The sequence below is a fragment of the Cupriavidus sp. GA3-3 genome (genome assembly GCF_000389805.1).
GTDB lineage: Bacteria > Pseudomonadota > Gammaproteobacteria > Burkholderiales > Burkholderiaceae > Cupriavidus > Cupriavidus necator_D.
This window is the reverse complement of sequence record NZ_KB944469.1, coordinates 85,693-111,157: the sequence shown is the minus strand read 5'-3', so window position 1 is coordinate 111,157 and position 25,465 is coordinate 85,693. Positions and strand designations below refer to the sequence as shown.

Annotated in this window: 19 protein-coding genes and 1 tRNA gene; 14 read left to right on the top strand and 6 right to left on the bottom strand. The window is 68.1% G+C overall.

The window, feature by feature from the left end; translation table 11 throughout:
* Positions 1–25: 25 nt before the first annotated feature.
* On the top strand, positions 26–352 hold the full coding sequence (locus C265_RS08670; protein WP_010812994.1) for a hypothetical protein: 327 nt from the start codon (positions 26–28) through the stop codon (positions 350–352).
* A gap of 221 nt (positions 353–573) precedes the next feature.
* Positions 574–1,611, top strand: coding sequence for a Fe(3+) ABC transporter substrate-binding protein (locus tag C265_RS08665; RefSeq protein WP_011614680.1), 1,038 nt, complete (start codon positions 574–576; stop codon positions 1,609–1,611).
* A gap of 34 nt (positions 1,612–1,645) precedes the next feature.
* Here the strand turns inward: C265_RS08665 and C265_RS08660 are convergent, their stop codons facing one another.
* The gene (locus C265_RS08660; protein WP_010812992.1) at positions 1,646–2,317 is read right to left on the bottom strand and encodes a hypothetical protein; all 672 of its coding nucleotides are present in this window, start codon (positions 2,315–2,317) and stop codon (positions 1,646–1,648) included.
* A gap of 108 nt (positions 2,318–2,425) precedes the next feature.
* Complete coding sequence (locus C265_RS08655; RefSeq protein WP_010812991.1) at positions 2,426–4,069, bottom strand: iron ABC transporter permease; 1,644 nt, start codon at positions 4,067–4,069, stop codon at positions 2,426–2,428.
* 122 nt (positions 4,070–4,191) lie between these two features.
* Between C265_RS08655 and C265_RS08650 the strand changes: the two genes are divergently transcribed.
* The 6 genes from C265_RS08650 to C265_RS31305 all read left to right on the top strand — a co-directional run bounded on the left by C265_RS08650 (position 4,192) and on the right by C265_RS31305 (position 10,580).
* Positions 4,192–5,325 (top strand): ABC transporter ATP-binding protein, encoded by a 1,134-nt coding sequence (locus C265_RS08650; RefSeq protein WP_081645112.1) that lies wholly within the window; start codon positions 4,192–4,194, stop codon positions 5,323–5,325.
* A gap of 69 nt (positions 5,326–5,394) precedes the next feature.
* A complete protein-coding gene (locus C265_RS08645) occupies positions 5,395–6,762 on the top strand; it encodes a replication-associated recombination protein A (RefSeq protein ID WP_011614682.1) in 1,368 nt (455 codons plus the stop codon).
* 124 nt (positions 6,763–6,886) lie between these two features.
* Positions 6,887–8,191 (top strand): serine--tRNA ligase, encoded by a 1,305-nt coding sequence (serS, locus tag C265_RS08640; RefSeq protein ID WP_010812988.1) that lies wholly within the window; start codon positions 6,887–6,889, stop codon positions 8,189–8,191.
* A 90-nt stretch (positions 8,192–8,281) separates the two neighbouring features.
* Positions 8,282–8,371, top strand: a tRNA-Ser gene (locus tag C265_RS08635).
* Between the two features lie 174 nt (positions 8,372–8,545).
* Positions 8,546–9,475, top strand: a complete 930-nt coding sequence (locus tag C265_RS08630) for a DUF1653 domain-containing protein (protein ID WP_037023924.1) — start codon at positions 8,546–8,548, stop codon at positions 9,473–9,475.
* Positions 9,468–10,580, top strand: coding sequence for a phosphatase PAP2 family protein (locus C265_RS31305; protein WP_143010659.1), 1,113 nt, complete (start codon positions 9,468–9,470; stop codon positions 10,578–10,580). Before C265_RS08630 ends, C265_RS31305 begins: the two co-directional genes overlap by 8 nt.
* On the opposite strand, the gene C265_RS08620 is transcribed toward C265_RS31305, so the two are convergent.
* Together C265_RS08620 and C265_RS08615 are read right to left on the bottom strand one after the other, a co-directional pair.
* Positions 10,462–11,781: a hemolysin family protein gene (locus C265_RS08620; RefSeq protein WP_010812984.1), complete on the bottom strand. Its 1,320-nt coding sequence runs from the start codon at positions 11,779–11,781 to the stop codon at positions 10,462–10,464. The genes C265_RS31305 and C265_RS08620 overlap by 119 nt on opposite strands.
* A gap of 82 nt (positions 11,782–11,863) precedes the next feature.
* Positions 11,864–12,844 carry a LysR substrate-binding domain-containing protein gene (locus C265_RS08615; protein ID WP_010812983.1) on the bottom strand — a complete coding sequence of 327 codons (981 nt, stop codon included), beginning with the start codon at positions 12,842–12,844 and terminating at the stop codon, positions 11,864–11,866.
* Between the two features lie 126 nt (positions 12,845–12,970).
* Here C265_RS08615 and C265_RS08610 point away from each other — a divergent pair, with 126 nt between their 5' ends.
* The 4 genes from C265_RS08610 to C265_RS08595 all read left to right on the top strand — a co-directional run bounded on the left by C265_RS08610 (position 12,971) and on the right by C265_RS08595 (position 17,078).
* Positions 12,971–14,254 (top strand): D-amino acid dehydrogenase, encoded by a 1,284-nt coding sequence (locus C265_RS08610; RefSeq protein WP_037023958.1) that lies wholly within the window; start codon positions 12,971–12,973, stop codon positions 14,252–14,254.
* Positions 14,255–14,375: 121 nt separating this feature from the next.
* Positions 14,376–15,287, top strand: a complete 912-nt coding sequence (locus tag C265_RS08605; protein ID WP_010812981.1) for a glutamate/aspartate ABC transporter substrate-binding protein — start codon at positions 14,376–14,378, stop codon at positions 15,285–15,287.
* A 200-nt stretch (positions 15,288–15,487) separates the two neighbouring features.
* A complete protein-coding gene (locus C265_RS08600) occupies positions 15,488–16,309 on the top strand; it encodes a transporter substrate-binding domain-containing protein (protein ID WP_010812980.1) in 822 nt (273 codons plus the stop codon).
* Positions 16,310–16,418: 109 nt separating this feature from the next.
* The gene (locus tag C265_RS08595; protein ID WP_010812979.1) at positions 16,419–17,078 is read left to right on the top strand and encodes an amino acid ABC transporter permease; all 660 of its coding nucleotides are present in this window, start codon (positions 16,419–16,421) and stop codon (positions 17,076–17,078) included.
* Between the two features lie 60 nt (positions 17,079–17,138).
* Here the strand turns inward: C265_RS08595 and cphA (C265_RS08590) are convergent, their stop codons facing one another.
* On the bottom strand, positions 17,139–19,709 hold the full coding sequence (gene cphA / locus C265_RS08590) for a cyanophycin synthetase (protein ID WP_010812978.1): 2,571 nt from the start codon (positions 19,707–19,709) through the stop codon (positions 17,139–17,141).
* A 46-nt stretch (positions 19,710–19,755) separates the two neighbouring features.
* Positions 19,756–22,389, bottom strand: a complete 2,634-nt coding sequence (cphA, locus tag C265_RS08585; protein WP_010812977.1) for a cyanophycin synthetase — start codon at positions 22,387–22,389, stop codon at positions 19,756–19,758.
* A 240-nt stretch (positions 22,390–22,629) separates the two neighbouring features.
* On the opposite strand from cphA (C265_RS08585), the gene C265_RS08580 reads away from it, so the two are divergent.
* Positions 22,630–24,921: an ABC transporter ATP-binding protein gene (locus tag C265_RS08580; protein ID WP_037023922.1), complete on the top strand. Its 2,292-nt coding sequence runs from the start codon at positions 22,630–22,632 to the stop codon at positions 24,919–24,921.
* Positions 24,911–25,405, top strand: a complete 495-nt coding sequence (locus tag C265_RS08575; RefSeq protein WP_010812975.1) for a DUF1854 domain-containing protein — start codon at positions 24,911–24,913, stop codon at positions 25,403–25,405. The genes C265_RS08580 and C265_RS08575 overlap by 11 nt, the downstream gene beginning before the upstream one ends.
* The last annotated feature ends 60 nt before the right edge of the window (positions 25,406–25,465 follow it).

Genomic DNA, 25,465 nt, shown 5'->3' with positions numbered 1-25,465 from the left:
TCGCCAAATCCATCAGGAGAACGACATGATTGCGAAGCGAACCATCCGGCGTTGGCTGCGCCAGTCCGCCATGCTGGCGGCGGGCGGGGCCCTGCTGGCGGCTTGCGCGGCGCCCGCGCCGACCGGCCCGCAAGGCGCGCGTGGCACGCCGGAGGGCTGTGCCGCCGACAAGCTGGCCGACGATGCCTTGGTCGGCAAGCCCGAGGCCGAAGCCATCGGCCTGCTGCAGGGCTGCGCGTGGCGACTGGGCGAGCGCGACGGCCAGCAGTTCCCCGGCACCATGGACTACAACCCGCAACGCCGCACGCTGGGCGTCAAGGCTGGCAAGGTGGTCTGGGTACGCCGCGGCTGAGATTTCGGCGCCCGCCTTGCCGGTTCGTCTTCGCACAGGGGGCGATTAGGTTAGTGCGGGCATCTCCCTGGTATTGATCGGTCAACGGGCGTCAACATGACAGAAATGTAATTTGACCGCCTGAACAAGAATCAATATTGTTTCCCGCTGACCGGAATCCAATAACCGGGCGGCCTCGGGGTCCCCGGCGGCTGCCCAAACCATGCTGGGGAGCCATCCGCGTGAAGACCACTATCCGAACCTTGCTGCCGCGCGCTGCGGCGCTGGCCCTGCTGACCCTGCCGCTCGCCGCTGCGGCGCAGGAAAAGGTGCTCAACCTCTACACCGCGCGTCACTACCAGACGGACGAAGCGCTGTACGCCAACTTCACCAAGCAGACCGGCATCAAGATCAACCGCATCGAAGGCCAGGAAGACCCGCTGCTGGAGCGTATCCGCAATGAAGGCGCCAACAGCCCGGCGGACGTGTTCATCACGGTGGATATCGGCCGCCTGTGGCGCGCCCAGCAGGCTGGCGTGTTTGCGCCGGTAAAGTCGAAGGCGCTGGAATCGCGCATCCCGGCCAACTATCGCGACCCCAATGGCGAATGGTTCGGCTTCTCGGCGCGCGGCCGCGTGATTGCCTACAACAAGACCGCGGTCAAGGCCGGCGATATCGCCAGCTATGAAGACCTGGCCGATCCCAAGTGGAAGGGCAAGGTCTGCACGCGTTCCAGCGGCCATGTCTACAACCTGTCGCTGGTCTCCAGCCTGATCGCCCACGATGGCGAGGCACGCACCGAGCAGTGGGCGCGCGGCGTGGCCGCCAACCTGGCGCGCGTGCCCAAGGGCGGCGACACCGACCAGCTCAAGGCGGTTGCCGCCGGCGAGTGCGACGTGGCCATCGCCAACACCTATTACATCGCGCGTCTGCTGAAGTCGACCAAGCCGGAAGACAAGGCCGTGGCCGACAAGCTGGGCGTGCTGTGGCCGAACCAGTCGAGCCAGGGCGTGCACATGAACGTCTCGGGCGGCGGCATGCTCAAGCATGCGCCCAACAAGGAAGCGGCGGTCAAGTTCCTGGAGTACCTGGCCAGCGACGAGGCGCAGCGCTACTTTGCCGACGGCAACAACGAATGGCCGGTGGTGCAGGGCGTGAAGGTCAGCAACCCGGCGCTGGAAGCGCTGGGCACGTTCAAGGCCGACACCATCAACGTGGCCGAGCTGGGCAAGTACCAGCCGCAAGCGCAGAAGCTGGTGGACCGCGCCGGTTTCAAGTAAGCCGCCACGGCCTTTGCAGTAGGGGCGGTTCCTGCTACAGCAGGAACCGCTTGTTCCCAGTCACCTGCGTGGGCTCCAGCTTGCGGAACGTCAGCTTCACGCTGCTGTTGAGCCGCCGCCCCGCCTGTCGCCGCACCAGTGCGCGGTGCAGCAGGCCCTTGTGGCCGACCGTGCCTTCGGCATAAGGCTGGTCCGAGGTCCCGCCCAGCGCCATCGCGGCCAGTGCCTGGTTGCGTTCGGCCGCACTCTTTTCCAGCAGCTTGTCCAGCGCCATGCGGGCGCGCACCTGCGCGGCCAGCGCGATGTCGCCGGGATTGGCGCGGGCGCGCTCGGCGTCCCACGGCAGTTGCACCTTGCCGGCAACGCGGCGCAGCGCGGCGCGCAGTTCGGCGCCATCCATCCGGGTTTCCTGCACGATCCAGACGGCGTCATGGCGCAGCACCGCTTCGGCATCGGCCATGCGGCGCACCAGCGCGGGCTGCAGTTCGGGCGACGAGAACTGCCGCGCGCGGCGGATCGCGTTGAGCGCGATGCGTCGCACCTGCGGGTTGGCGTGATCGAACAGGTCGGCGATGACGCGCGCGGCGGTGTCGGCCGAATCGACCATCTCGGCCAGCTGTCCGGCCAGCGAGACTTCTTCCACGCCGCTCAGCTTGTTGCGGCTCAGCCGGTTCAACTTGAACAGCAGGATGTGATATCGCAGCATAGGTTCTTGCGCGGCAGGCATGCCGCTGTTCGCTCCCGGGCGAACGCCGGGCCATAAAAGGCTATCGGCGCGTTGTGGCGCGACTTTAGGGCAAGAAGCGTGGGAGGCTCAGCGCTGCGCTTCGCGCCGGATCGTGCGCGACAGCACGATCACCGGCAGCAGGCCCACGGCCACGATCACCAGCGAGGCGGTGGCGGCCTCGGTCAGGCGCTCGTCGGCAGCGAGGTTGTAGGCCTGCACGGCCAGCGTGTCGAAGTTGAACGGGCGCATCACGAAGGTGGCCGGCAACTCCTTCATCACGTCGACAAAGACGATCAGTGCCGCGGTCAGCAGGCTGCCGCGCAGCATCGGGAAATGCACGCGCCGCAGCGTGGCGCCGGGGCCGTGGCCCAGGCTGCGCGCGGCCGCATCCATGCTGGGGGTGATCTTGCCCAGCCCGGCATTGACGGTCTGCAGCGCCACGCCCAGGAAGCGCACCAGCAGCGCATAGACCAGCGCGGCGATGCCGCCGGTCAGCAGCAGCCCCACCGAGAGCCCGAACTGCTGCTGCAGCCAGGCCGACAGCGCGTTGTCGAGCCGCGCCACCGGCACCAGCACGCCCACGGCAATGACCGAGCCCGGCAGCGCATAACCCATGCCGCACAGTCGCGTCAGGCCGCGCATCAGCCAGCTGCGCTTGCCGTTGGCCGCGCGCGCGGCGTAGCCCACCGCCAGCGCGACCGTCACCGCAGCCAGCGCGGTGGCGCTGGCCAGCAGGAAGCTGTTGCGCACCAGCCCGACAAAGCGCGCGCCGAACTGCGCATCGCCGTCGGTGAAGGCCATGCGGCACAGCATCAGCGCGGGAATCAGGAAGCCCAGCAGCACCGGCACCATGCATACGGCCAGCGCCAGCCAGCCGCGCGCGCCGTCCAGCGTCCAGGCCACGGCGCGGCGCTGGTTGCCGTAGACCTGCGCGCGGCCGCGGCTGGCGCGCTCCATCAGCAGGATGGCGGCGACGAACAGCAGCATGCATGCCGACAGCTGCGCCGCGGCGTTCTTGTCGCCAAGCGAGAACCAGGCGCGGTAGATGCCAGTGGAGAAAGTCGGGATGGCAAAGTAGGCGACGGTGCCGAAGTCGGCCAGCGTTTCCATCATTGCCAGCGCGGTGCCGGCAACGATGCCGGGGCGCGCCAGCGGCAGCACCACGCGCCAGAGCCGGCTCCAGGTGCCGTGGCCGAGCAGGCGCGCGGCCTCCAGCGTGTTCTGGGTCTGCTGCAGGAAGGCGGCGCGCGCGGTCAGGTAGACGTAGGGATACAGCACCAGCGAGAACAGGGCGATGGCGCCGCCCAGCGAGCGGATATCTGGAAACCAGTACTCGCGCGCCTTCCAGCCGGTCAGCTCGCGCAACCAGCCCTGCACCGGCCCGGCAAACTGCAGCGCGTCGGTGTAGGCATAGGCGATCACGTAGGCGGGCATCGCCATCGGCAAGACCAGCGCCCATTCCATCACGGCGTGGCCCGGGAAACGGTAGGTCGATACCAGCCAGGCGGTGGTCACCCCCAGCAGCAATACCCCCACGGCGACGCCGCACAGCAGCCAGACGGTGTTGAGCACGTATTCCGCCAGCACCGTGTCGATCAGGTGGCGCCAGGTGTCGCCGGCGGGCAGCAGCACGGCCGAGGCGATCACCAGCACCGGCACGGCGATCAGCAGCGCCATCACCAGGGTGGCCAGGGTCAGGGGATGGAAGCGGCGGCGGCTGGACAGGAGCATGCGTCGGAAAGTGGGCGGAAGTGCCGCGCACAGCGTGCGGGCTGCCGCATTCTAGCAATGTGGGGCACGCATTTGCCCCGAAAGGCGCTCACGGCCCCCGGCCGCGTCCCTATAATGCGCACATGCGAACCGATTCCTATTCACGCTTGTCCGGCGCCCAGGCCCGCAGCCGGCCGGCGACTCGCGCAGGCGTTGCTGACGTCACTGGCGCTGGCGCCGCTGTCATCGAGGTCGACCATATCCGTCACGCTTTTGGCCGCCATGTGGTGGTCAAGGGGCTGTCGTTCTCGGTGGCGCGCGGCAATATCGCCTGCCTGCTGGGGCCCAGCGGCTGCGGCAAGACCACGGTGCTGCGTGCCATCGCCGGTTTCGAGCCGCTGCAGGACGGCCGCATCGTGCTGGACGGGCAGGTCGTGTCGTCGTCCGGGGCGATGCTGGCGCCGGAGCAGCGCCGCATCGGCATGGTGTTCCAGGACTATGCACTGTTCCCGCACCTGGACGTGGCGGCCAACGTGGGTTTCGGCCTGGTGCGCGCCAGCCGCGCCGGGCGCGCGGCGCGCGTGGACGAGGTGCTGCAGCTGGTCGGACTGGCCGGCGCGGGCCGCAAATATCCGCATGAGCTTTCCGGCGGCCAGCAGCAGCGCGTGGCGTTGGCGCGCGCGCTGGCACCGCGCCCGGAGCTGCTGCTGCTCGACGAGCCGTTCTCCAACCTCGATGTCGACCTGCGCGAACGCCTGAGCCTGGAGGTGCGCGCGATCCTGAAGGCGCAGGGCACCACCGCGATCCTGGTCACCCACGACCAGCACGAGGCCTTTGCCATGGCCGACGAGATCGGGGTCATGCACGACGGGGTGATCGAGCAGTGGGGCAGCGCGCACGACCTCTACCACCGGCCGATATCGCGCTTTGTCGCGGGCTTTATCGGGCAGGGCGTGCTGATGGCGGGGCGGTTGCGCGAGACCGCGGAGATTGAACTGGAACTGGGCCTGCTGCGCCCCGCGGCGCCGCTGGCGCTGCCCGCTGGCGCCGCCGTAGACGTGCTGGTGCGCCCCGATGACATCATCCACGACGACGCCAGCCCGATGCGCGCCGAGGTGGTCCACAAGGCCTTCCGCGGCGCCGAGATCCTGTACACGCTGCGCCTGGCCAGCGGCGGCCGCGTACTGGCGCTGGTGCCGTCCCACCACAACCATGCCGTGGGCGAGCGCATCGGCATCCGTGTCGAGATCGAGGATGTGGTGGCATTTGCCGCCTAGCGTGCCACGCAGGGGCAGGGCGCCGATGGTCTACACTGTGGCGTTCTGCATTCACAAGGCTTGAATACCGTGGCGGACACGCTGTTTTCCGATACTCCCGACCGTTCCCGGCAACCGCTGGCCGAGCGCCTGCGCCCGCGCACCATCGACGAGGTGATCGGGCAACAGCACCTGCTCGGTGCGGGCAAGCCGCTGCGCGTGGCGTTCGAGTCCGGCGAGCCGCATTCGATGATCCTGTGGGGCCCTCCGGGCGTGGGCAAGACCACGCTGGCGCGGCTGATGGCCAGTGCCTTCGACGCCGAGTTCATCGCGCTGTCGGCGGTGCTGTCGGGGGTCAAGGACATCCGCGAGGCGGTCGAGCGCGCCGAGCAGTTTCGCGCGCACGGCCGGCGCACGCTGGTGTTCGTCGACGAAGTCCACCGTTTCAACAAGAGCCAGCAGGATGCCTTCCTGCCGCATGTGGAAAGCGGGCTCTTCACCTTTATCGGCGCCACCACCGAGAACCCCTCGTTCGAAGTCAACGGCGCCTTGCTGTCGCGCGCTGCGGTCTATGTGCTCAAGAGCCTGGACGATGCCGAGCTGACCCAGCTGGCGCTGCGCGCCAGCGAAGAACTCGGCGCACAGGCGGGCGACCTGAGCTGGCAGGACGAAGCGCTGCAGCTGATCGTGGCCTCGGCCGATGGCGACGGGCGCAAGCTGCTGAACAATATCGAGATCGTGGCGCGTGCCGCGCGCACCGCCGGCGCCGCGCAGATCGATACCGCGCTGCTGGGCAGCGCGCTGTCGGAAAACCTGCGCCGCTTCGACAAGGGCGGCGACGCCTTCTACGACCAGATCAGCGCGCTGCACAAGTCCGTGCGCGGCTCGGACCCGGACGCGGCGCTGTACTGGTTCTGCCGCATGATCGACGGCGGCGCCGACCCGCGCTACCTGGCGCGGCGCATCGTGCGCATGGCATGGGAGGATATCGGCCTGGCCGATCCCCGTGCCGCCCGCATCACGCTGGACGCGGCCGAGACCTATGAGCGCCTTGGCTCGCCCGAGGGCGAGCTGGCGCTGGGCCAGGCCCTGATCTACCTGGCCGTGGCGCCCAAGTCCAACGCCGGCTACAACGCCTACAACGCGGCGCGCGCCTTCGTCGCCAAGGACAAGTCGCGCGCGGTGCCGGTGCACCTGCGCAACGCGCCGACCAAGCTGATGAAGGAGCTTGGCCACGGCCACGCCTACCGCTACGCGCACGACGAGCCCGAGGCCTACGCCGCCGGCGAGCACTACTTCCCGGACGACCTCAAGGCCCAGGACTGGTACCAGCCGGTGCCGCGCGGGCTGGAGGGCAAGATCGCCGAGAAGCTGCGCCACCTGCGCGAGCTGGATGCCGCCTGGCATCGCGAGCAGCGCGTGGCCAAGCCAAAGGACGGCGGCAAGGGCGGGGAGTGAGCGGTGGCGTGAGCCGGCAACACGGCGCTGGCCTGGCATCGCCCGGTTCGCGCCGGACGGGGCCGGTGCAGTAAAATGGCGGGTCCGCCGGCATGTCGCTGGCCCTGCACTTCACCAAAGCAACATGCTCGACATCCAGCTGTTCCGCAAAGACATCGACGCCGTGGCGCAACGCCTTGCCACGCGCGGCTACCAACTCGACGTTGCGGCGTTCCAGGCACTTGAGGCCGAACGCAAGCAACTGCAGACCCAGACCGAGGAACTGCAGGCGCGCCGCAACAGCCTGTCCAAGCAGATCGGCATGCTCAAGGGCAAGGGCGAGGACGCCTCGGCCGTGATGGCGGAAGTTGGCGGCATCGGCGACACGCTCAAGGCCTCGGCCGCGCGGCTGGACGAGATCCAGGCGCACCTGGCCGAGCTGATGCTGGCCATCCCCAACCTGCCGCATGAAAGCGTGCCGGTGGGCAACGACGAAACCCAGAACGTTGAAGTGCGCCGCGTGGGCGAGCCGCGCCAGTTTGACTTCGCCGTGCGCGATCACGTCGACGTGGGCGAGAAGCTGGGCCTGGACTTCGACACCGCGGTCAAGGTCACCGGTTCGCGCTTCTCGATGCTGCGCGGCGGCCTGGCGCGCATGAACCGCGCGCTGGTCCAGCTGATGCTCGACACCCATACGCAGGAACACGGCTACACCGAGATGTACGTGCCGTACATGGTCAACGCCGCCTCGATGCGCGGCACCGGCCAGCTGCCCAAGTTCGAGGAAGACCTGTTCAAGGTGCCGCGCAAGGTCGGCAGCGAAGACGGCGAGCGCATCGAGAACTTCTACCTGATCCCGACCGCCGAGGTGCCGCTGACCAATATCGTGCGCGACGCCATCGTCGCCGGCGAGAAGCTGCCGCTGCGCTTTGTCGCGCATACGCCGTGCTTTCGCTCGGAGGCCGGCTCGTATGGCAAGGACACGCGCGGCATGATTCGCCAGCACCAGTTCGACAAGGTCGAGCTGGTGCAGGTGGTGCCGGCCGCGCAGTCGTTCGAGGCGCTGGAACAACTGACCGGCCACGCCGAGGCAATCCTGAAGAAGCTGGAGCTGCCGTTCCGCACCATCGTGCTGTGCACCGGCGACATGGGCTTCGGCAGCACCAAGACCTACGACCTCGAAGTGTGGATCCCCGCGCAGAACACCTACCGCGAGATCAGCTCGTGCTCGAATATGGGCGACTTCCAGGCGCGCCGCATGCAGGCGCGCATGCGCGCGGGGCAGGGCAAGCCGGAGCTGGTGCACACCCTCAACGGCTCCGGGCTGGCCGTGGGCCGCACGCTGGTGGCGATCCTTGAGAACTACCAGAACGCAGACGGCTCGGTCACCGTGCCGGCCGCGCTGCAGCCGTACATGGGCGGCATCACCCGCCTGGAACCGGAGATGTAAAGCGAACCGAAAAAATCCGCTGCCAGCCTATTGCATCGGCTGGCCGGACATGGCTATAATTTCGGTTTCGCCACACGGCAACAAGTTACCGGAGAGGTGGCAGAGTGGTCGAATGTACCTGACTCGAAATCAGGCGTACCGGCGACGGTACCGTGGGTTCGAATCCCACCCTCTCCGCCAAAACAAGAAGCTGTCGGAATCGACCACCGGCAGGCAACAACAGTGTAGTAAAACTCAGGCCGACGCCCACGACAGTGCGCGTCGGTTTTGTTTTTTCCGCGGCCGGTTTTTCATGCGGCGGGCATGGGCCGCGGCACTGGCCCGCGTACCGGACGCGCTGCCGGGTGCACTATCATGGCGATCCGCAACGCAGGATGCCGCACCATGACACAGCCACCCGCCAGCCAACCCCCAGCACCGGCCTTCCACGGCGATCCGGCCGAACTGCCGGCCGACCCCAACCTGGTCGCCGGCATGCCGTACCGGCACTACAAGGGCGGCGCCTACACGGCAGTCGGCATCGGCCGCTTCGAGGCCGATCTCGCGCCCGTGGTGGTCTACCGCGCGATGCGCGATCCCTCATTGCTGTGGGTGCGCCGCGCCGATGTGTTCAGTGAACCGGTGGCCACGCCGCAGGGCGAGGTGCCGCGCTTTGCGCCCGCCTGGCCCGCGGCGCTGGCGTGCCTGGACTTCCTGCCGCGCCAGGCGGTGCTCGATGTGCTGGCGCTGCACGATACGCCGTACCGGCACTACCACGACAGCCGCCATATCCTGGAGATGTTCGAGACCGCCCACGCGCGCGGCATTGCGCTGGACCGCGCGCAGGCGCTGGCGGTGCTGTGCCACGACGCGGTCTATGTGGCGGGGTGCGAGCACAACGAAGCCGCCTCAGCCGCGCTGATCGAAACGGTGGCGCCCGGCGAGGACCGCGCGGTGCTGGAGCGTGCCGCGCAGATCGTGCTCGATACGCGCGGCCATGGCCCGAGCATTGCCGGCGCCGACACCGTGCTCGATCTCGACCTGCTCAGGCTGGCCGCGGCTTCGGAAATGTTCGATGCCCACAGCCTGGATGTGTTCGCCGAGAACCGCGCCATGCTGGCCGCCCGCACCGGTCTCCAGGGGGAGGCGCTGGAGACTGAATTCATGCGCCGCCGCGCGGCGTTCCTGGGCAAGCTGGCGCAGCGCCCGCGACTATTCCTGACCGACGCCTTTGCCGACTGCGAGGCGCCGGCGCGCGCCAATATCGCCCGCATCGTCGGCGCCGCGGGTGGGTCCCGTGATTGACGTGCCGGCAGGCGCGAGCGCCTTCGCCGAGGCCTGGCTCACGCCGGGCACGGCGCTCGGGCTGCTGGCGCTGTTCACGCTGGTGACGGTGCTGCTGCTGAGCCTGGTGCCGCTGCTGGTGGCGCTGTTGCGGCCGGTGGTGCGCTGGCTGGACCGGTGGCGCGTGTGGGGGGCCGGCGCACTGTCCGCGCGCGTGGCCGCACAGCCGCGCCGGCTGAGCACGCTCACGCTGCGCATGCTCGAGCGCGACATGGCCGAGCTGCTGGTGGTCCTGCTGGCCTGCGGCAGCGCCCTGTTCTGGCTGGCCGGCGAGGTCGCAGAAAGCGGGGGCGTGGTGCGCATCGACCAGATCGTGTTTGCATGGCTGCGTGCCTTGCGTACCGACTGGCTCGATATCGCAATGGTGGCAGTGACCGAACTGGGCGGCGCGCGCATTTCCCTGACGGTGGGCGTGGCGGTGTTCGCGTGGCTGTGCTGGCGGCGCGCCTGGACCGTGGCCCTGTACTGGGCCGCCGCGCTGCTAGGGGCGCGCGCCTGCGTGATGGCGCTCAAGCTGGGCATGGCGCGCATGCGCCCGGCCAGCATCTACAGCGGCCTGGAATCGTATTCCTTCCCCAGCGGGCACGCCACCAGCAGCATGGTCACCTATGGCTTCCTGGCCTTCCTGATGTGCCTGCGCCAGCCGTGGCGCGTGCGCATCCCGGTGCTGGCACTGACCGTGGTGGCGGTGGCGGCGATCGGGGTATCGCGGCTGTACCTGGGCATGCACTGGCTGTCGGATGTCGCTGCAGGCTATGCGCTGGGGCTGGCATGGATCGCGCTGCTCGGCACGGCTTACCGCACGCTGCACGTGCCGGCGCCGAAGGAATCGGTGGCGCCATGGCGGCTGGGCGCGGTGGCGGCGGCAGCGGTGGTGGTGGCGTTCAGCTATGTGGCGTGGTTCCGGCTGCCGGATACGCTGGAGCGCTACCGGCAGGCCGTCGCGCCTACGCCAGCCGTGGCGGCGCTTCGGCTTCCGGCGCCTGCGGCAGGCGCGACACCAGCAGCTGGTCGATCTTGTGATGGTCGATGTCCAGCACTTCGAAGCGATAGCCCGCCACGGTGATCGACTCGGATTTCTTCGGGATGCGCTTGAGCGAATAGATCACCAGCCCGGCCGCGGTGTCGACATAGTCCTCGCCGGGCAGGGTGTCGAGATCCAGCGCCTTCTTCAGGTCCACCAGCGGGGTGAGGCCGTCGACCAGCCAGGAGCTGTCGTCGCGCCGCACGATCTGCTCGTCCTCGCTGGAATACAGGATGTCTCCCATCAGCGCGCCGACGATATCGTCCAGCGTGACGATGCCCACCACCAGCCCGTATTCGTTCATCACCACGGCAAAGTTCTGGTGCATCTCGCGGAAGCGCGTGAGCGCCTCGGACAGGGTCAGCGTGTCGGGGATCACCAGCACGTTCTTGTCGTGGTGGCGGCCGATATTGTTGATCACGGTGGCGCTCTCGTCGGCCAGCAGCAGCTGCAGGATGTCCTTGGAATCGATATAGCCCTGCACGTCGTCGAGGTCGTGCCCGCACACCGGGTATTGCGCGTGCGGCTGGTTGACCAGCTTGCGGCGCACGCTGTCGGCGGGTTCGTCGAGACTCAGGTAGACCACGTCGTCGCGCGGCGTCATGATCGCGGTAATGCTCTTGAACTCGAGCTCGAACACGTTTTCGATCAGGTGGAGTTCATGCTTGTGCAGCACGCCGGCTTCGGCGCCGGCATCGACCATCGCGGCGATGTCCTCGGTGGTGATCTGGTCGACCGGCTTGGTCGGCAGGCGCAGCAGCCGCAGCGTGGCATCGGCGGCGGCGTTGAAGATCCAGACCAGCGGCTTGAGCACGCGCAGCAGCGTCAGCATCGGGTCGATCACCGCCACCGCGCACCGCTCGGGGAAGGTCATGGCGATGCGCTTGGGGATCAGGTCGGCAAACTGGATGAACAGCAGCGTCACGATCAGGAACGAGCCGATATTGGCCACGCGCTGGGCGTGGACCACCTGCATATAGGGCGACAGCGTTTCCAGCAGCAGGTCCGATACATGCTTCTCGCCGAGGATACCGGCCAGGATGGCCACGCTGTTGACGCCGATCTGCACGATCGTGAAGAAATTCCCGGGCTCTTCCTTGAGCCGCAGTACGCGCGTGGCGCGGCCATCGCCGCGCTCCGACAGGACTTGCAGCTTGGTGCGGCGCGCGGCGGTCAGCGCGATCTCGGAGACCGAGAAAAAGGCGCTGACAAGGACAAGGGCGATCAGGGTCAGGACGAACATAGGCGGTTTGGCGCACGCAGGTTGTGCCTGCAGGCGGCTTGATGATGGTGCACGCCGCGCGCGGCTGTCAATCGGACATCAGTCAGACATCAGGCGGACCTCGATCGCGGCTCCGGGGCGTGGCGTCAAAGCTGGCGGCTGGCGCTTCCAGCCGCTGCGGCAGCGTTGCGGCCAGTTCCGCGGCGGCCAGCGCAAACTGCGCGCGCAGGTCGTCGGCCAGGCTGGAGCCGGCGCGATGGCTGGCGCGCAGCATCTGGACCTCGAACGGCAGCACTGGCGCCACGTCGTGCAGCGCGACCCGCTCGGGGCTGGCGCTGAGCGCGGTGTACTGGTCCAGCAGGGTCACGCCCAGCCCCGCATCGACCAGGGCCAGCGCCAGCGAATAGGTCTGCACCTCCAGCGTCGAGCGCGGCTCCAGCGCGTGCCGGGCCAGGGTCTGGCGCACCAGCAGCCCGAGCGAGCTGTTGTCGTCATAGCCGATGAAGGCGCGCTCCATCAGCCGCTGCATCGGCACCACCTGGCGGCGCCCGCCGGCGGGCAGCGGCTGGCCGCGCGGCACCGCCAGCAGCATGCGGCCGCTGGCCACCGGCTCGCTGGCGATGGCCTCGTGGCCCGGCGGCGCAAAGGCAAAGCCCAGGTCGATCTGGTTGGCCAGCAGCGCCCCGACGATCTCGTCGGTATGGTGGGTCAGCACCTGCACCTGCGTGTCCGGGTGGCGCGCGCAGAAGCGCCGCACCGCCGGCACCAGCAGCGGGTTGGCCAGGCTGGGGGTGGCGGCCACGCGCAGCCGCCCGGCGCCCTTGTGGCGCAGGCTTTCCGAGACCCGGCGCACGCGCTCGATCTCGCCATATAGCCTTTCGACATCGCCATAGAGCGCATTGGCCTCGGGCGTGGCCTGCAGCCGGCCGCGCACCCGCTCGAACAGGCGAAAGCCGAGCGAGGCCTCGGCGTGCTGCAGCACGCGCGTGACCACCGGCTGGGACACGTGCAGCAGGCGCGCGGCCTCGCTGACGGTGCCGGTCAGCATCACGGCGCGGAAGACTTCGATCTGGCGCAAGCGCATGGCAATCCGGGAAGCGGGCAGGCATCCATAGCCTGATGACATATTCTGGCACGTATTCGCATTGGGCAATCCGCGCCGCCTGCACTACGCTTTGCCGGATCGGGAAAAAGCAATCAAGGGATGGCAATGCAGGTAGTGATCGTGGGCGCCGGCGTGGTCGGCATGACGACGGCGTGGCGCCTGGCCGAGGACGGCCACCAGGTGATGGTGCTGGAGCGCCACGACGGGCCGGCCGAGGAGACCAGCTTTGCCAATGGCGGGCAGCTCAGCTACAGCTATGTGGCGCCACTGGCCGGGCCGGGCGTGATGGCCAAGGTGCCGGGCTGGCTGCTGCGGCGCGATTCGCCGATGCGCTTCCGGCCCGCGGCCGACCCGGCGCAGTGGCGCTGGCTGGCAGCCTTCATGGGCGCCTGCAATGCCGCCACCAGTGAAGCCACCACGCGCAAGCTGCTGCGGCTGGGGTTCTATTCACGCGACCTGATGCAGGCTTTCGTGGCCCGGCACCAGCATGACGATGTTGGCGCCGGTTTCGATTTTGCGCGGCGCGGCAAACTGGTTGTGCACCGCGATGCGGCGGCGTTCGATGCGGCCTGCCGGCTGCTGGACTACCAGGCCAGCCTGGGTTGCGAGCAGCAGGCGCTGGACCGCGATGCCTGCGTGGCGCTGGAGCCCGCGCTGGCCGGCATCCGCAACGAGATTGCCGGCGCCATCTACACGCCGAGCGAGGAAGTGGGCGACTGCCACCGCTTCTGCCTGTCGCTGGCACGGTTGCTGCAAGACGGGGCGCACGCCGGGGTGTCGATGCGCTTCGGCACCGTCGTGCAAGAGCTGGTGCAGCAGGGTGGGCGCGTGACCGGCGTGCGGACCGCCAGCGGCGTGGTGCCGGCCGACGTAGTGATCGTGGCCGGCGGCATCGGCAGCGTGCCGCTGCTGCGCCCGCTGGGCGTGCGGCCGATGCTGTGGCCGCTCAAGGGCTACAGCATCACGGTGCCGCTGGCCAGCGGCACGCGCGCGCCGCATATCAGCGTGACGGACTTTGCCAACAAGATCGTCTACGCGCGCATCGGCAATACACTGCGGGTGGCGGGCATGGCCGACCTGGTGCGCGGCGGCACCCGCATCGACCCGGAGCGGGTCGGCACGCTGGTGGCACAGACACGCGCGCTGTTCGAGGGCATCGTGCCCGAGCTGCCGCTGGCGCAGCTGCAGCCGTGGGCCGGGCTGCGCCCGGCCACGCCGGACGGCCTGCCGCTGGTGGGGCCGTCGCGGGTGTCCGGGCTATGGCTGAACCTGGGCCATGGCGCGCTCGGTTTTACGCTGGCAATGGGCAGCGCCGGCCTGCTGGCCGACCGGCTGGCAGGGCGCCGTCCGGCCATCGAAGCAGAGGATTTTGATGCTGCGTGCGCCTAGCGTCCTGTCCCGCTAGCGCCGCAGGCAAGTGTTGGCTCATGCCGTACCCGTGCGTCCGCAAGCCACGACGCCGTCCACGAAACATGCCTCAATGACCAAGCCCCACTACAAGGAGCGCCACATGCAATCACTGCACCCCCACCGATCCGCCACCCGCCGCGCGCTTGCGGCCGCCACGCTGCTGCTGGCCGCCGCCGGCGCCCATGCCGCCGATGGCGACACGCTGAAGAAGATCAAGGACAGCGGCGTGATCTCGCTTGGCTATCGCGAATCGTCGATCCCGTTCTCATACACCGACGGCAAGGAGGTCATGGGCTATTCGCACGAGATCCTGCTGCAGATTGTCGACAAGGTGAAGAGCGAACTGAAGATGCCCGGCCTGCAGATGCGCCTGACCCCGATCACCTCGCAGAACCGCATCCCGCTGGTGCAGAACGGCACCATCGACATCGAATGCGGCAGCACCACCAACAACCTGGAGCGCCAGAAGCAGGTGGCGTTCTCGAACAGCATGTTCGTCTACGGCATCAAGATGCTGACCAGGAAGGATTCGGGCGTGAAGGAGTTCACCGACCTGAAGGACCGCAATGTGGTCACCACCGCCGGCACCACCGGCGAGCGCCTGCTGGTCAAGATGAACGGCGAGAAGGCCATGAACATGAACCTGATCAGCACCAAGGACCACGGCCAGTCCTTCCTGATCCTGGAGACCGGCCGCGCCGCTGCCTTCGTCATGGACGAGCCGCTGCTGTACGGCGAGCGCACCAAGGCCAAGAGCGCGGCCGACTGGGTGGTGGTCGGCGTGCCGCTGCAGACCGAGAACTACGCCTGCATGTTCCGCAAGGACGATCCCTCGTTCAAGAAGCTGGCCGACGGCGTGATCGCAGACCTGCAGACCAGCGGCCGTGCCGAGAAGCTGTACAACAAGTGGTTCATGTCGCCGATCCCGCCGCGCGGCATCAACATGAACTACCCGCTCTCGGCCGACATGAAGGCGCTGTTCGCGGCGCCCAACGACAAGGCCTACCAGTAAGGGCAGGGCGCCACGGCCGGGCCGTATCAGGTCCGGCGGTTATTTAGCCATAATGAATCAGTATTTAGCGCTCGATAGTGTTTGCGGTAGTGTTGAGCCCGATATAGGCTCATAGCAGCACAACTGGCCGGCGGCCCTCACAAGCGGCCTCCGGCGCTGTCTGCCCCCCACACTGCTTATCCGCATCCACTGGAGAACATATGCGATCGATTCGTACTGGCTGGCTCAAATCCCTGCTGGCTGCCTCGCTGCTTGCCGGCGCCGGGCTGGCGTCCACCGCGGCGCAGGCCGCCGACCTGCTCGATACCGTCAAGCAGGCCGGCGTGCTAAAGATCGGCCTGGAGGGCACGTATCCGCCGTTCGGCTTCCGCGGCGCGAAGAACGAGCTGGAAGGGTTTGACGTGGACGTGGCGCGTGCGGTGGCGGGCAAGCTGGGGGTGAAGCCGGAGTTCGTCACCACCGAGTGGAGCGGCATCATTGCCGGCCTGCAGGCGGGCAAGTTCGACGTGATCGTCAACCAGGTCAACGTCACGGCTCAGCGCCAGCAAGTGCTGGACTTCTCCACGCCCTACGTCTACTCGGATGCGCAGCTGATCCAGCGCAAGGACGACAAGCGCCAGTTCAAGTCGCTGGAAGACCTGAAGGGCCACAAGCTCGGCGTCAGCCTGGGCAGCAATTTCAACGACCTGGCCAAGTCGGTGCCGGGCATCGACGTCAAGACCTATCCCGGCGCGCCTGAGTACCTGCGCGACCTCGCGGCACAGCGCGTCGACGCCGCGCTGAACGACCGGCTGATGGTCGCCTACCTGGTCAAGACCGCCAACCTGCCGCTGCGACCGGGCGCGATCGTGGCGGGTGCCACCACGCAGGTGGCCATCCCGTTCCGCAAGGACAACCCCAAGTTCGCGCAGGCCATCAACCACGCGCTGGATGACCTGGGCAAGGACGGCACGCTTGGCAAGCTCTCGGTGAAGTGGTTCGGCACCGACGTGACCAGGCCCGCCGGTAAGCCAATCAAGTAAGCCAGTCAGGTAAGCCGGCCAGCAAGCCGGGCGGTATCATGTCGCGGCGCCGCGGTCTGCATGGCTGCCGCGCCGTTTTCTTTTTCATTCTTCTGCCGCCGCCACGCCCATGTCCGCTCTCCAGCTTGTCACCGATTCCCTGCCAGTGCTGCTGCAGGGCACGCTGCTGACCATCAAGTTCGCGTTGTGGTCGATGGTGTTCGGGCTGATGCTGGGCACGGTGGTGGCGCTGATGGGCATCAGCCATAGCCGTGTGCTCAAGGCGGCGGCGCGCACCTACGTCAGCATCATGCGCGGCACGCCGCTGCTGGTGCAGATCTTTGTCGTCTACTACGGGCTGCCGGGCATCGGCATCGCGCTGGAGCCCACGCCCGCGGGCGTGCTGACGCTGAGCCTGAACGTCGGCGCCTACCTGTCCGAGAGCATGCGCGGGGCCATCCTGGGCGTGTCGCGCGGCCAATGGCTGGCAGCCTACAGCCTGGGCCTGACGCCGGCGCAGGCACTGCGCTACGTGATCGGCCCGCAGGCGCTGCGGCTGGCGGTGCCAAGCCTGTCCAACAGCCTGATCAGCCTGATCAAGGACACCTCGCTGGTATCGGTCATCACCGTGACCGAGCTGCTGCGCACGGCGCAGGAGGTGATCGCGGCCACCTACCAGCCGCTGCCTCTGTACCTGGCGGTGGCGGCGATCTACTGGGTGCTGAGCACGGGGCTGTCGGGGGTGCAGCATATGCTGGAGCGGCGCTTGTCGCTGCCCGGACGCCACTGATCGGCGCGCAAAGAAAAAGGCCAGCTCTGCGGAGCTGGCCTTTTTTTATCGCCGGGCCGGTCAGCCCTGCGCGATGCGGCTGGCGATATGCCCCAGCGCCTCTTCCACCTGGTCCACCAGGACCAGGCACAGGTCGCCCGGCTGCAGGTGCGACAGCGCGGTATCGATGGCGAGGAACTCGCCACGGATCTCCTCGACCTGGCCGGCGCGTTGCGCGCCCTGCAGGCCTTCGCGCAGCAGCGCCAGCACCTCGCCGTCGGCGCGGCCGCGCTGGCACTGGTCCTGGTACAGGATGACTTCATCGAACACGCCGCCCAGGATCTGGGTCTGGCGGCGGATGTCGTCGTCGCGGCGGTCGCCCGCGCCGCTGATCACCACCATGCGCCGCTTGGCCGGGATGGTCTCGACAGCGTTGCACAGCGCCAGGATGGCATCCGGGTTGTGGCCGTAGTCGGCGATCAGCGTGGCGCCGCGGTAGTCGAACACGTTGAAGCGTCCCGGGGCGGTCTGCGCGTCGTTGACGAAGGTGGCCAGGCCGCGGCGGATGGTCGGCCAGTCGATGCCCAGCGCCCACGCGGCGGCAATCGACGACATCGCGTTATCGACCTGGAAGCCGATGGTGCCGTTGCGCGTCAGCGGGATCTCGGCTACCGCGATGCGCACTTCAGTATCGCCTTCGGACGCCACGATGTCGGCGCCGTCCACGAACACCACGCGCTTGCCCTGCGCGCGGTGCGTGGCCATGGCCGGCTGGTTGGGATCGTGGGCGAAGAAGGTGACGCTGCCGGGGCAGGCGTCGGCCATGCGCACCACCATCGGGTCGGCTGCGTTCAGGACCGCCATGCCGTGCGGCGCGACGTTCTGCACGATCACGCTCTTGAGCACCGCCAGGTCTTCCACCGAATTGATGTAGGACAGGCCCAGGTGGTCGCCTTCGCCCACGTTGGTCACCACCGCCACGTCGCAGCGGTCGAAGGCCAGGCCTTCGCGCAGCAGGCCGCCGCGCGCGGTTTCAAACACGGCGGCGTCCACGTCCGGGTGCAACAGCACGTTGCGCGCGCTGCGCGGGCCGCTGCAGTCGCCGGTGTCGATGCGCTCGCCCTGGATATACACGCCGTCGGTGCCGGTCATGCCCATGCGCAGGCCGCTGGTGGCCATGATGTGGGTGATCAGCCGGACCGTGGTGGTCTTGCCGTTGGTGCCGGACACGGCCACCACCGGGATGCGGCCATCGTCGCCATCGGAGAACATGGTCGAGACAATGGCTTCACCGACCGCGCGGCCCTTGCCGTACGACGGCTGCAGGTGCATGCGCAGGCCCGGCGCGGCGTTGACCTCGACGATGCCGCCGGCCTGTTCCTCGAACGGCTTGAGCATGGTCTCGCACACGGCGTCGACGCCGGCGATGTCCAGGCCCACCATCTGCGCCGCCGCCACGGCACGCGCGGCGATGTCCGGGTGGACGTCATCGGTGACGTCGGTGGCGCTGCCGCCGGTGGACAGGTTGGCGTTGTTGCGCAACACCACGCGCGTGCCGTTGGCCGGCACGGAATCGGCGGTCAGGTTCTGCTTGGCCAGCGTGGCCAGCGCGATGTCGTCAAAGCGGATCTTGGTCAACGAGGTCGCATGGCCTTCACCGCGGCGCGGGTCGCGGTTCACTTCCTCGACCAGCTGGCGCACGGTATGCACGCCGTCGCCGATGACCTGCGGCGGGTCGCGGCGCGCGGCCGCCACCAGCTGCTTGCCGACCACCAGCAGGCGGAAGTCATGGCCCGGGATATAGCGCTCGACGATTACGTCCGAGCTGATGTCCGAGGCGACCTCGTAGGCCGTCATCACTTCCTCGCGGGTGCGGATGCGCACCGCCACACCCTTGCCCTGGTTGCCGTCGCGCGGCTTGACCACCACCGGGGCGTCGATTTCCTGCGCTGCGGCCCAGGCCTCTTCGGCGCTGCGCACCGAGCGGCCCAGCGGCACCGGCACGCCGGCGGCGTGCAGCAGGGTCTTGGTCAGGTCCTTGTCCTGCGCGATCGATTCGGCCACGGCGCTGGTGCGGTCGGTCTCTGCGGCCTGGATACGGCGCTGCTTGCTGCCCCAGCCGAACTGCACCATCGAGCCCTGCGTCAGGCGCCGGTAGGGGATGCCGCGCGCCACGGCGGCGTAGACGATGGAGCCGGTGCTGGGCCCCAGGCGCACGTCCTCGTCCAGCTCGCGCAGGCGGTGCAGCGCGTCTGCCAGGTCGAACGGGGTGTCGTTGCGCGCGGCGCGGCACAGGGCCTCGGCCAGCTCGAACGCAAGCCGGCCGACTTCTTCCTCGCTGTATTGCACGATCACCTGGTAGGTGCCGGGCTCGACCGTCTGCGCGGTGCGGCTGAAGGTGACCGGGCAGCCGGCGGCGGCCTGCAGGCGCAGCGCGGTCACTTCCAGCACGTGGGCCAGCGACAGCTCACCCGACTCCTCGTCCGGGCGCAGCGGCCCGATTTCGGGGAAACGGGCGCGCAGCCGGTCTTCAAAACCGGGCAGCGCCGACAGCATGTTGGTGGCATCCTGGCAGGCCACGATCGCCTCGATGGCGGTGTGGCGGCACCACAGGTTCGGGCCCCGCAGGGCCCGGATACGTGAGACTTCCATAGAACGGTTTCCGTGTCTTCTATGCGCGGTTGAGCTTGGGGCCGCGTCAGGCGCGGCGCGCAGGCTGGCCCATCCAGTGGTGCACCAGGTCGACGGTGGCGCCGGTGGCGGCCTCGTCGCACTGCAGAACCAGCAGGTCGCCCGGCACCAGCTGGCTGAGCGCGGTTTCAATGGCGCTGGCGCGCGTGCCTTCGTCGATGATCTTGGTCACGCGCCGGCCTTCGTACAGGCCCTGCTTGAGCAGCGCGCGCGCCTCGGCATCGGGCAGGGCGCGCTTGACGCTGCGGTCCTCGCACAGGAAGACGCGGTCGAAATGCTGCCCCAGCGCCATGCCCTGGCGCACCAGGTCTTCGTCGCGGCGCTGCATGCCGGCGCCGTAGACCACCATGCGGCGCTCGGCCGGGAAGCGCTCCAGCGCGGTCGCCAGGGCTTCCAGCGCGGGCGCGTTGTGGGCGTCGTCGACCACCACGGTGGCGCCGTTGCGCTCGAACAGCGTGAAGCGGCCCGGCACGTCGACCTGGCCGACATCGAAGGTCACCACGCCGGCGCGGATCAGGTCGTTGGAAATGCCCAGCGCCCAGCCCGCGGCCACGGCCGCCAGCACGTTCTCGACCTGGAACGCGACGCGCCCGGCATAGGTCAGTGGCACCGCGGCCACGTCCACCAGCGCGGTCTCGCTGCTGCCGGTGGCCAGCACGATCTTGCCTTCGCGCAGGTACACCGCGCGCTTGCCGGCGGCGCGGTGCGACACGATAGCAGGCAGTTCCGGCGTCAGGCCGAAGAAGATCACGTCGCCGTCGCACAGCCCGGCCATCTCCACCAGGCGTTCGTCGCGCGCGTTGAGCACGGCCGCGCCGGTCTCCAGCACCACGTCGACCTGCGTGCGCAGCACGTTGTACATGCGGTCCTCGTCCTCGACGTAGTAGTCGCCGAGGTGGTCGGGCTGGTCGAAATTGGTGACCACGCCGACCTGGCAGCGGTCATAGGCCAGGCCTTCGGAGAGGATGCTGCCGCTGTCGTTCTCGAACACGGCGGCCTCGACCGCGCGGTTCATCAGGATGCGATGGCCCGATTCCCAGTTGGCGCGGTCGCCGCTTTCCACCTGGCGGCGGTCCAGGAACAGCCCGTCGCTGCAGGCCAGGCCGGTATGCTTGCCCGACAGCTGCAGCAGGCGCGCCACCAGGCGCGCGACCACGGTCTTGCCGTTGGTGCCGGTCACGCCCACCACCGGGATGCGGCCCTGGTCGTCATCGGACTCAGGGAACAGGTGGTTGACGATGGCGCGGCCGACCGGGCGCGGCGTGCCTTCGGCCGGCTTGATATGCATCAGCAGGCCGGGGCCGGCGTTGACCTCGACGATGGCGCCGCGCTGCTCGGCCAGCGGGCGCGAGATGTCCTCGGCCACCAGGTCCACGCCGGCGATGTCCAGCCCGACCACGCGCGCGGCGAGCGCCGCATGCGCGGCGACGCTCGGGTGCACACGGTCGGTGACGTCGAAGGCGACATTGCCGTTGCGCTGGATCAGCACGGTGCGGCCTTCGGGCGGTACCGAGCTGGCGTCCATGCCCTGGCGCTTCAGTTCCAGGCGCGCGGCCGAGTCCAGCCGCACACGGTTCAGCGGATGATCCTCGGTGGTGCCGCGGCGCGGATCGGAATTGATCTGCAGCTCGATCAGCTCGTCGATGGTGGACTTGCCGTCGCCGACCACGCTCGCGGTCTCGCCCATGGCGGCGGCCACCAGGCGGCCGCCCACCACCAGCAGGCGGTGCTCGTTGCCGGGGATGAAGCGTTCGACGATGACGCCGTTGCCTTCGTCGATGGCCACGCCGTAGGCGGTCTCGACTTCCTCGCGGGTCATCAGGTTGGTGAACACGCCGCGGCCGTGGTTGCCGTCATAGGGCTTGACCACCACCGGCACGCCGATGTCCTCGGCGGCGTCCCAGGCGTCTGCCGGGGAATCGACCATGCGGCCCTCGGGGACCGGCACGCCGCAGGACTCCAGCAGGCTCTTGGTCAGGTCCTTGTCGCGCGAAATGCTTTCGCCGATGGCGCTGGTGCGGTCGGTCTCGGCGGTCCAGATGCGGCGCTGGCGCGCGCCGTAGCCCAGCTGCACCAGGTTGCCGTCCGACAGGCGGATCGCCGGGATGTCGCGGTCGTCCGCGGCATCGACGATGCAGGCGGTGCTGGGGCCCAGGCAATGCTCGTCCACCAGGCGGCGCAGGTTGTCCACGGCGGCGGGGACGTCGAAGGGACGGTCCTCGATCGCGGCCATGACCAGGTCGCGGGCGGTGAACAGGGCGACGCGGGTGACTTGCTCGTGCCAGGCGCGCACGATCACCTTGTAGACGCCGCGCACCGGGGTCTCGCGCGCCTTGCCGAAGCCGCCGGGCATGCCCGCCAGGTTCTGCAGCTCAAGCGTCACGTGTTCCAGGATATGGCCGGGCCAGGTGCCGTCCTTCACGCGCTGCAGGAAGCCGCCGCGCTCGCCGATACTGCAGCGATGCTCGATCAGCGACGGCAGCCAGGCCGACAGGCGCTCGTGGAACCCCGGAATCGTGTTGGAGGGAAAGTCCTCCAGTTCCCCGATATCGACCCATGCCTCCAGTACGGGCCGATATGTCCACATATTCGGGCCGCGCAGCGACATGACATCGAAAATCTCAATGTCCTTCTTTTTCATTGAATTAGCTTGAGGCAGTGGGCGGAACCGCCCGAGAAATGGAAGCCTAACCTTTCAGTAACGTTACAGCACAGAGCGGGTTGACTTTCTTCGTGTAAAAGTGATTGTGCAGTGCATCAGGAGTACCCGCGCGTTCGTCGTTATGTATACTGCGGGCGAATTCGCGGGCCGCCAGAGCGTGCCCGGCCTAAATTTGTTTCAAGTTATGTCCGTACCCCCTGGACGCACGCCGCGCCATCCATGACCCAGTCCTCCCTGCCTGTCCCTACCGCCCCTGCTGCCGACGAGCCCTGGCGTACCGAATCCGGATCGTGGCTCCGACCCGGCGAGACCGTCCTGGCCGGACTGGCTCTGGACCTCGACGCGAAGCTGCATTTTACCCAAGGGTGGCTGGTTGTGACCGACCAGCGCATCGTTGCCCGGGCTCCCGGTGAAAAAAATGTGCGGGAATGGAACATCGGGACCTCCCTGTGCCTGTCGCACACCGACCACGCGGGCGTGGGCGCGCTGGAACTGAGCGGTCCAGAAGGCCGGCTGGCGAGCTGGCGATACACGCTTGGTTACAATCCGGCCGCGCTGCGGCTGGCCGACCAGTTCGAATTCCAGCGCGATGCCGCCGGCGCGCGCCCGGCGGGCGGGGCGGGCGAAGTGCTGTGCCCGACCTGCAAGGCGCCGCTGCCGCCGGACGAGGAACAGTGCCCCCAATGCAGCCGGGAGCTGGAAACCCCGCCGTCGACCTGGGCGCTGCTGCGCCTGTGGCGCTTTGCCCGGCCGTACCAGTGGCAGCTGCTGGCGGGCTTCCTGCTGACGCTGCTGTCCACCGCGGCCACGCTGGTGCCGCCGTACCTGACCATGCCGCTGATGGACAAGGTGCTGATCCCGTTCCAGAACGGGGTGCCGATCGACTACGGGCTGGTGCGTCTGTACCTCGCGGGATTGCTGGGGGCGGCGCTGGTGGCCTGGTCGCTGGGGTGGGCGCGCACTTACCTGCTTGCGCGCGTATCGGAGCGTATCGGCGCCGATCTGCGCACTACCACGTACGAACATCTGCTAAAGCTGTCGCTGGAATACTTCGGCGGCAAGCGCACCGGCGATCTGATGGCGCGCATCGGCTCGGAAAGCGACCGCATCTGCGTCTTCCTGTCGCTGCACCTGCTGGACTTTGCCACCGACGTGCTGATGATCCTCATGACGGCGGTGATCCTGGTGTCGATCAACCCGTGGCTGGCATTGGTCACGCTGGTGCCGCTGCCGTTCATCGCCTGGATGATCCACCTGGTGCGCGACCGCCTGCGCCACGGCTTCGAGAAGATCGACCGGATCTGGTCCGAGATCACCAATGTGCTGGCCGATACCATCCCCGGCATCCGCGTGGTCAAGGCCTTTGCCCAGGAAAAGCGTGAGGTGTCGCGCTTCCGCGAGGCCAACAAGCACAACCTGGCGATCAACGACCGCGTCAACGCGGTATGGTCGCTGTTCACGCCGACGGTGACCCTGCTGACCGAGATCGGCCTGCTGATCGTGTGGGTGTTCGGTATCTGGCAGGTGTCGCACAGCGCCATCACGGTGGGTGTGCTGGTGGCGTTCCTGACCTATATCAGCCGCTTCTATACCCGGCTGGATTCGATGAGCCGGATCGTCTCGGTGACGCAGAAGGCCGCTGCCGGCGCCAAGCGCATCTTCGACATCCTCGACCATGTGTCGAGCGTGCCGGAGCCGGTGCGCCCGGCGAAGCTGGACAAGGTCGAAGGCGCCATCGACATGAGCGACCTGGGCTTCCGCTACGGCAACCGCGCGGTGATCCGCGGGCTGAACCTGTCGATCGAGCCGGGCGAGATGATTGGCCTGGTGGGGCACAGCGGCTCGGGCAAGAGCACGCTGGTCAACCTGATCTGCCGTTTCTACGATGTTTCCGAGGGCGCGATCCGCGTCGACGGCGTCGATATCCGCTCGCTGCCGGTGTCGGAGTACCGCCGCCATATCGGCCTGGTGCTGCAGGAGCCGTTCCTGTTCTTCGGCACGATTGCCGACAATATTGCCTACGGCAAGCCCGACGCCACGCGCGAGGAGATCATCGCCGCCGCGCGCGCCGCGCATGCGCACGAGTTCATCCTGCGCCTGCCGCACGGCTATGACTCGCTGGTCGGTGAGCGTGGCCAGGCGCTGTCAGGCGGCGAGCGCCAGCGCATCTCGATCGCGCGCGCGCTGCTGATCAACCCGCGCATCCTGATCATGGACGAGGCCACCTCGTCGGTCGACACCGCCACCGAGAAGGAAATCCAGAAGGCGCTCGACAACCTGGTGCAGGGCCGCACCACCATCGCCATCGCGCACCGCCTGTCGACACTGCGCAAGGCCGACCGGCTGGTGGTGATGGACCGCGGCCAGATCGTCGAAGTCGGCAGCCATGATGATCTGCTGTTGCGCGAAGGCGCATACTACAAGCTGTACCAGGCGCAGGCGCGCAATGTCGACACCGAGGACGGCGAAGACGAAGCGATCGAAACGCCGGAGGCCGCCAATGCCCAATGACGTTCCCGCCACCACGCCGACACCCATGTTTACGCTAGATCGCAATCGTTTTGGCCGCCTGGTCCTGATCGCCGAAGACGGCACCGTCCACGAAGGCGTGGTGCCGGTGCGCGCCTTCCCGATTTCCGCGCCGCAGGGCGGCATCGGCCTGATGAGCACCGACGGGCATGAGGTGGTGTGGATTCCGCGGCTGGAGGATGTGCCGCAGGCAGAGCGCGACATGATCGAAGCGGAACTCGCCTCGCGCGAGTTCATGCCGGAGATCCAGCGTATCGTCAGCGTGTCGACCTACGCCACGCCCAGCGTGTGGACGGTGCAAACCGATCGCGGCAAGACCGAGCTGGTGCTGCGCGGCGAAGAGGCAATCCGGCGCCTGGCCGGCAGCACGCTGCTGATATCGGACACGCACGGCATCCACTACCTGATCCGCGACCTGACGGCGCTGGACAAGCACAGCCGCAAGATCCTCGACCGCTTCCTCTGAGGCGTCGCTGGCGACGCCGAAACCCGGGCCGGCGCGCTGCCGGCCGGGTTCCTGATCCTT

What these genes read in the sequence shown, in the direction of transcription:
- C265_RS08670 (WP_010812994.1), top strand. Translation starts at nt 26, where the DNA reads ATGATTGCGAAGCGAACCATCCGGCGTTGGCTGCGCCAGTCCGCCATG.
- C265_RS08580 (WP_037023922.1), top strand. Translation starts at nt 22,630, where the DNA reads ATGACCCAGTCCTCCCTGCCTGTCCCTACCGCCCCTGCTGCCGACGAG.
- serS (WP_010812988.1), top strand. Translation starts at nt 6,887, where the DNA reads ATGCTCGACATCCAGCTGTTCCGCAAAGACATCGACGCCGTGGCGCAA.
- C265_RS08595 (WP_010812979.1), top strand. Translation starts at nt 16,419, where the DNA reads ATGTCCGCTCTCCAGCTTGTCACCGATTCCCTGCCAGTGCTGCTGCAG.
- cphA (WP_010812978.1), bottom strand. Translation starts at nt 19,709, where the DNA reads ATGGAAGTCTCACGTATCCGGGCCCTGCGGGGCCCGAACCTGTGGTGC.
- C265_RS08630 (WP_037023924.1), top strand. Translation starts at nt 8,546, where the DNA reads ATGGCGATCCGCAACGCAGGATGCCGCACCATGACACAGCCACCCGCC.
- C265_RS08600 (WP_010812980.1), top strand. Translation starts at nt 15,488, where the DNA reads ATGCGATCGATTCGTACTGGCTGGCTCAAATCCCTGCTGGCTGCCTCG.
- C265_RS08575 (WP_010812975.1), top strand. Translation starts at nt 24,911, where the DNA reads ATGCCCAATGACGTTCCCGCCACCACGCCGACACCCATGTTTACGCTA.
- C265_RS08620 (WP_010812984.1), bottom strand. Translation starts at nt 11,781, where the DNA reads ATGTTCGTCCTGACCCTGATCGCCCTTGTCCTTGTCAGCGCCTTTTTC.
- cphA (WP_010812977.1), bottom strand. Translation starts at nt 22,389, where the DNA reads ATGAAAAAGAAGGACATTGAGATTTTCGATGTCATGTCGCTGCGCGGC.
- C265_RS08605 (WP_010812981.1), top strand. Translation starts at nt 14,376, where the DNA reads ATGCAATCACTGCACCCCCACCGATCCGCCACCCGCCGCGCGCTTGCG.
- C265_RS08660 (WP_010812992.1), bottom strand. Translation starts at nt 2,317, where the DNA reads ATGCTGCGATATCACATCCTGCTGTTCAAGTTGAACCGGCTGAGCCGC.
- C265_RS08615 (WP_010812983.1), bottom strand. Translation starts at nt 12,844, where the DNA reads ATGCGCTTGCGCCAGATCGAAGTCTTCCGCGCCGTGATGCTGACCGGC.
- C265_RS08650 (WP_081645112.1), top strand. Translation starts at nt 4,192, where the DNA reads ATGCGAACCGATTCCTATTCACGCTTGTCCGGCGCCCAGGCCCGCAGC.
- C265_RS08610 (WP_037023958.1), top strand. Translation starts at nt 12,971, where the DNA reads ATGCAGGTAGTGATCGTGGGCGCCGGCGTGGTCGGCATGACGACGGCG.
- C265_RS08655 (WP_010812991.1), bottom strand. Translation starts at nt 4,069, where the DNA reads ATGCTCCTGTCCAGCCGCCGCCGCTTCCATCCCCTGACCCTGGCCACC.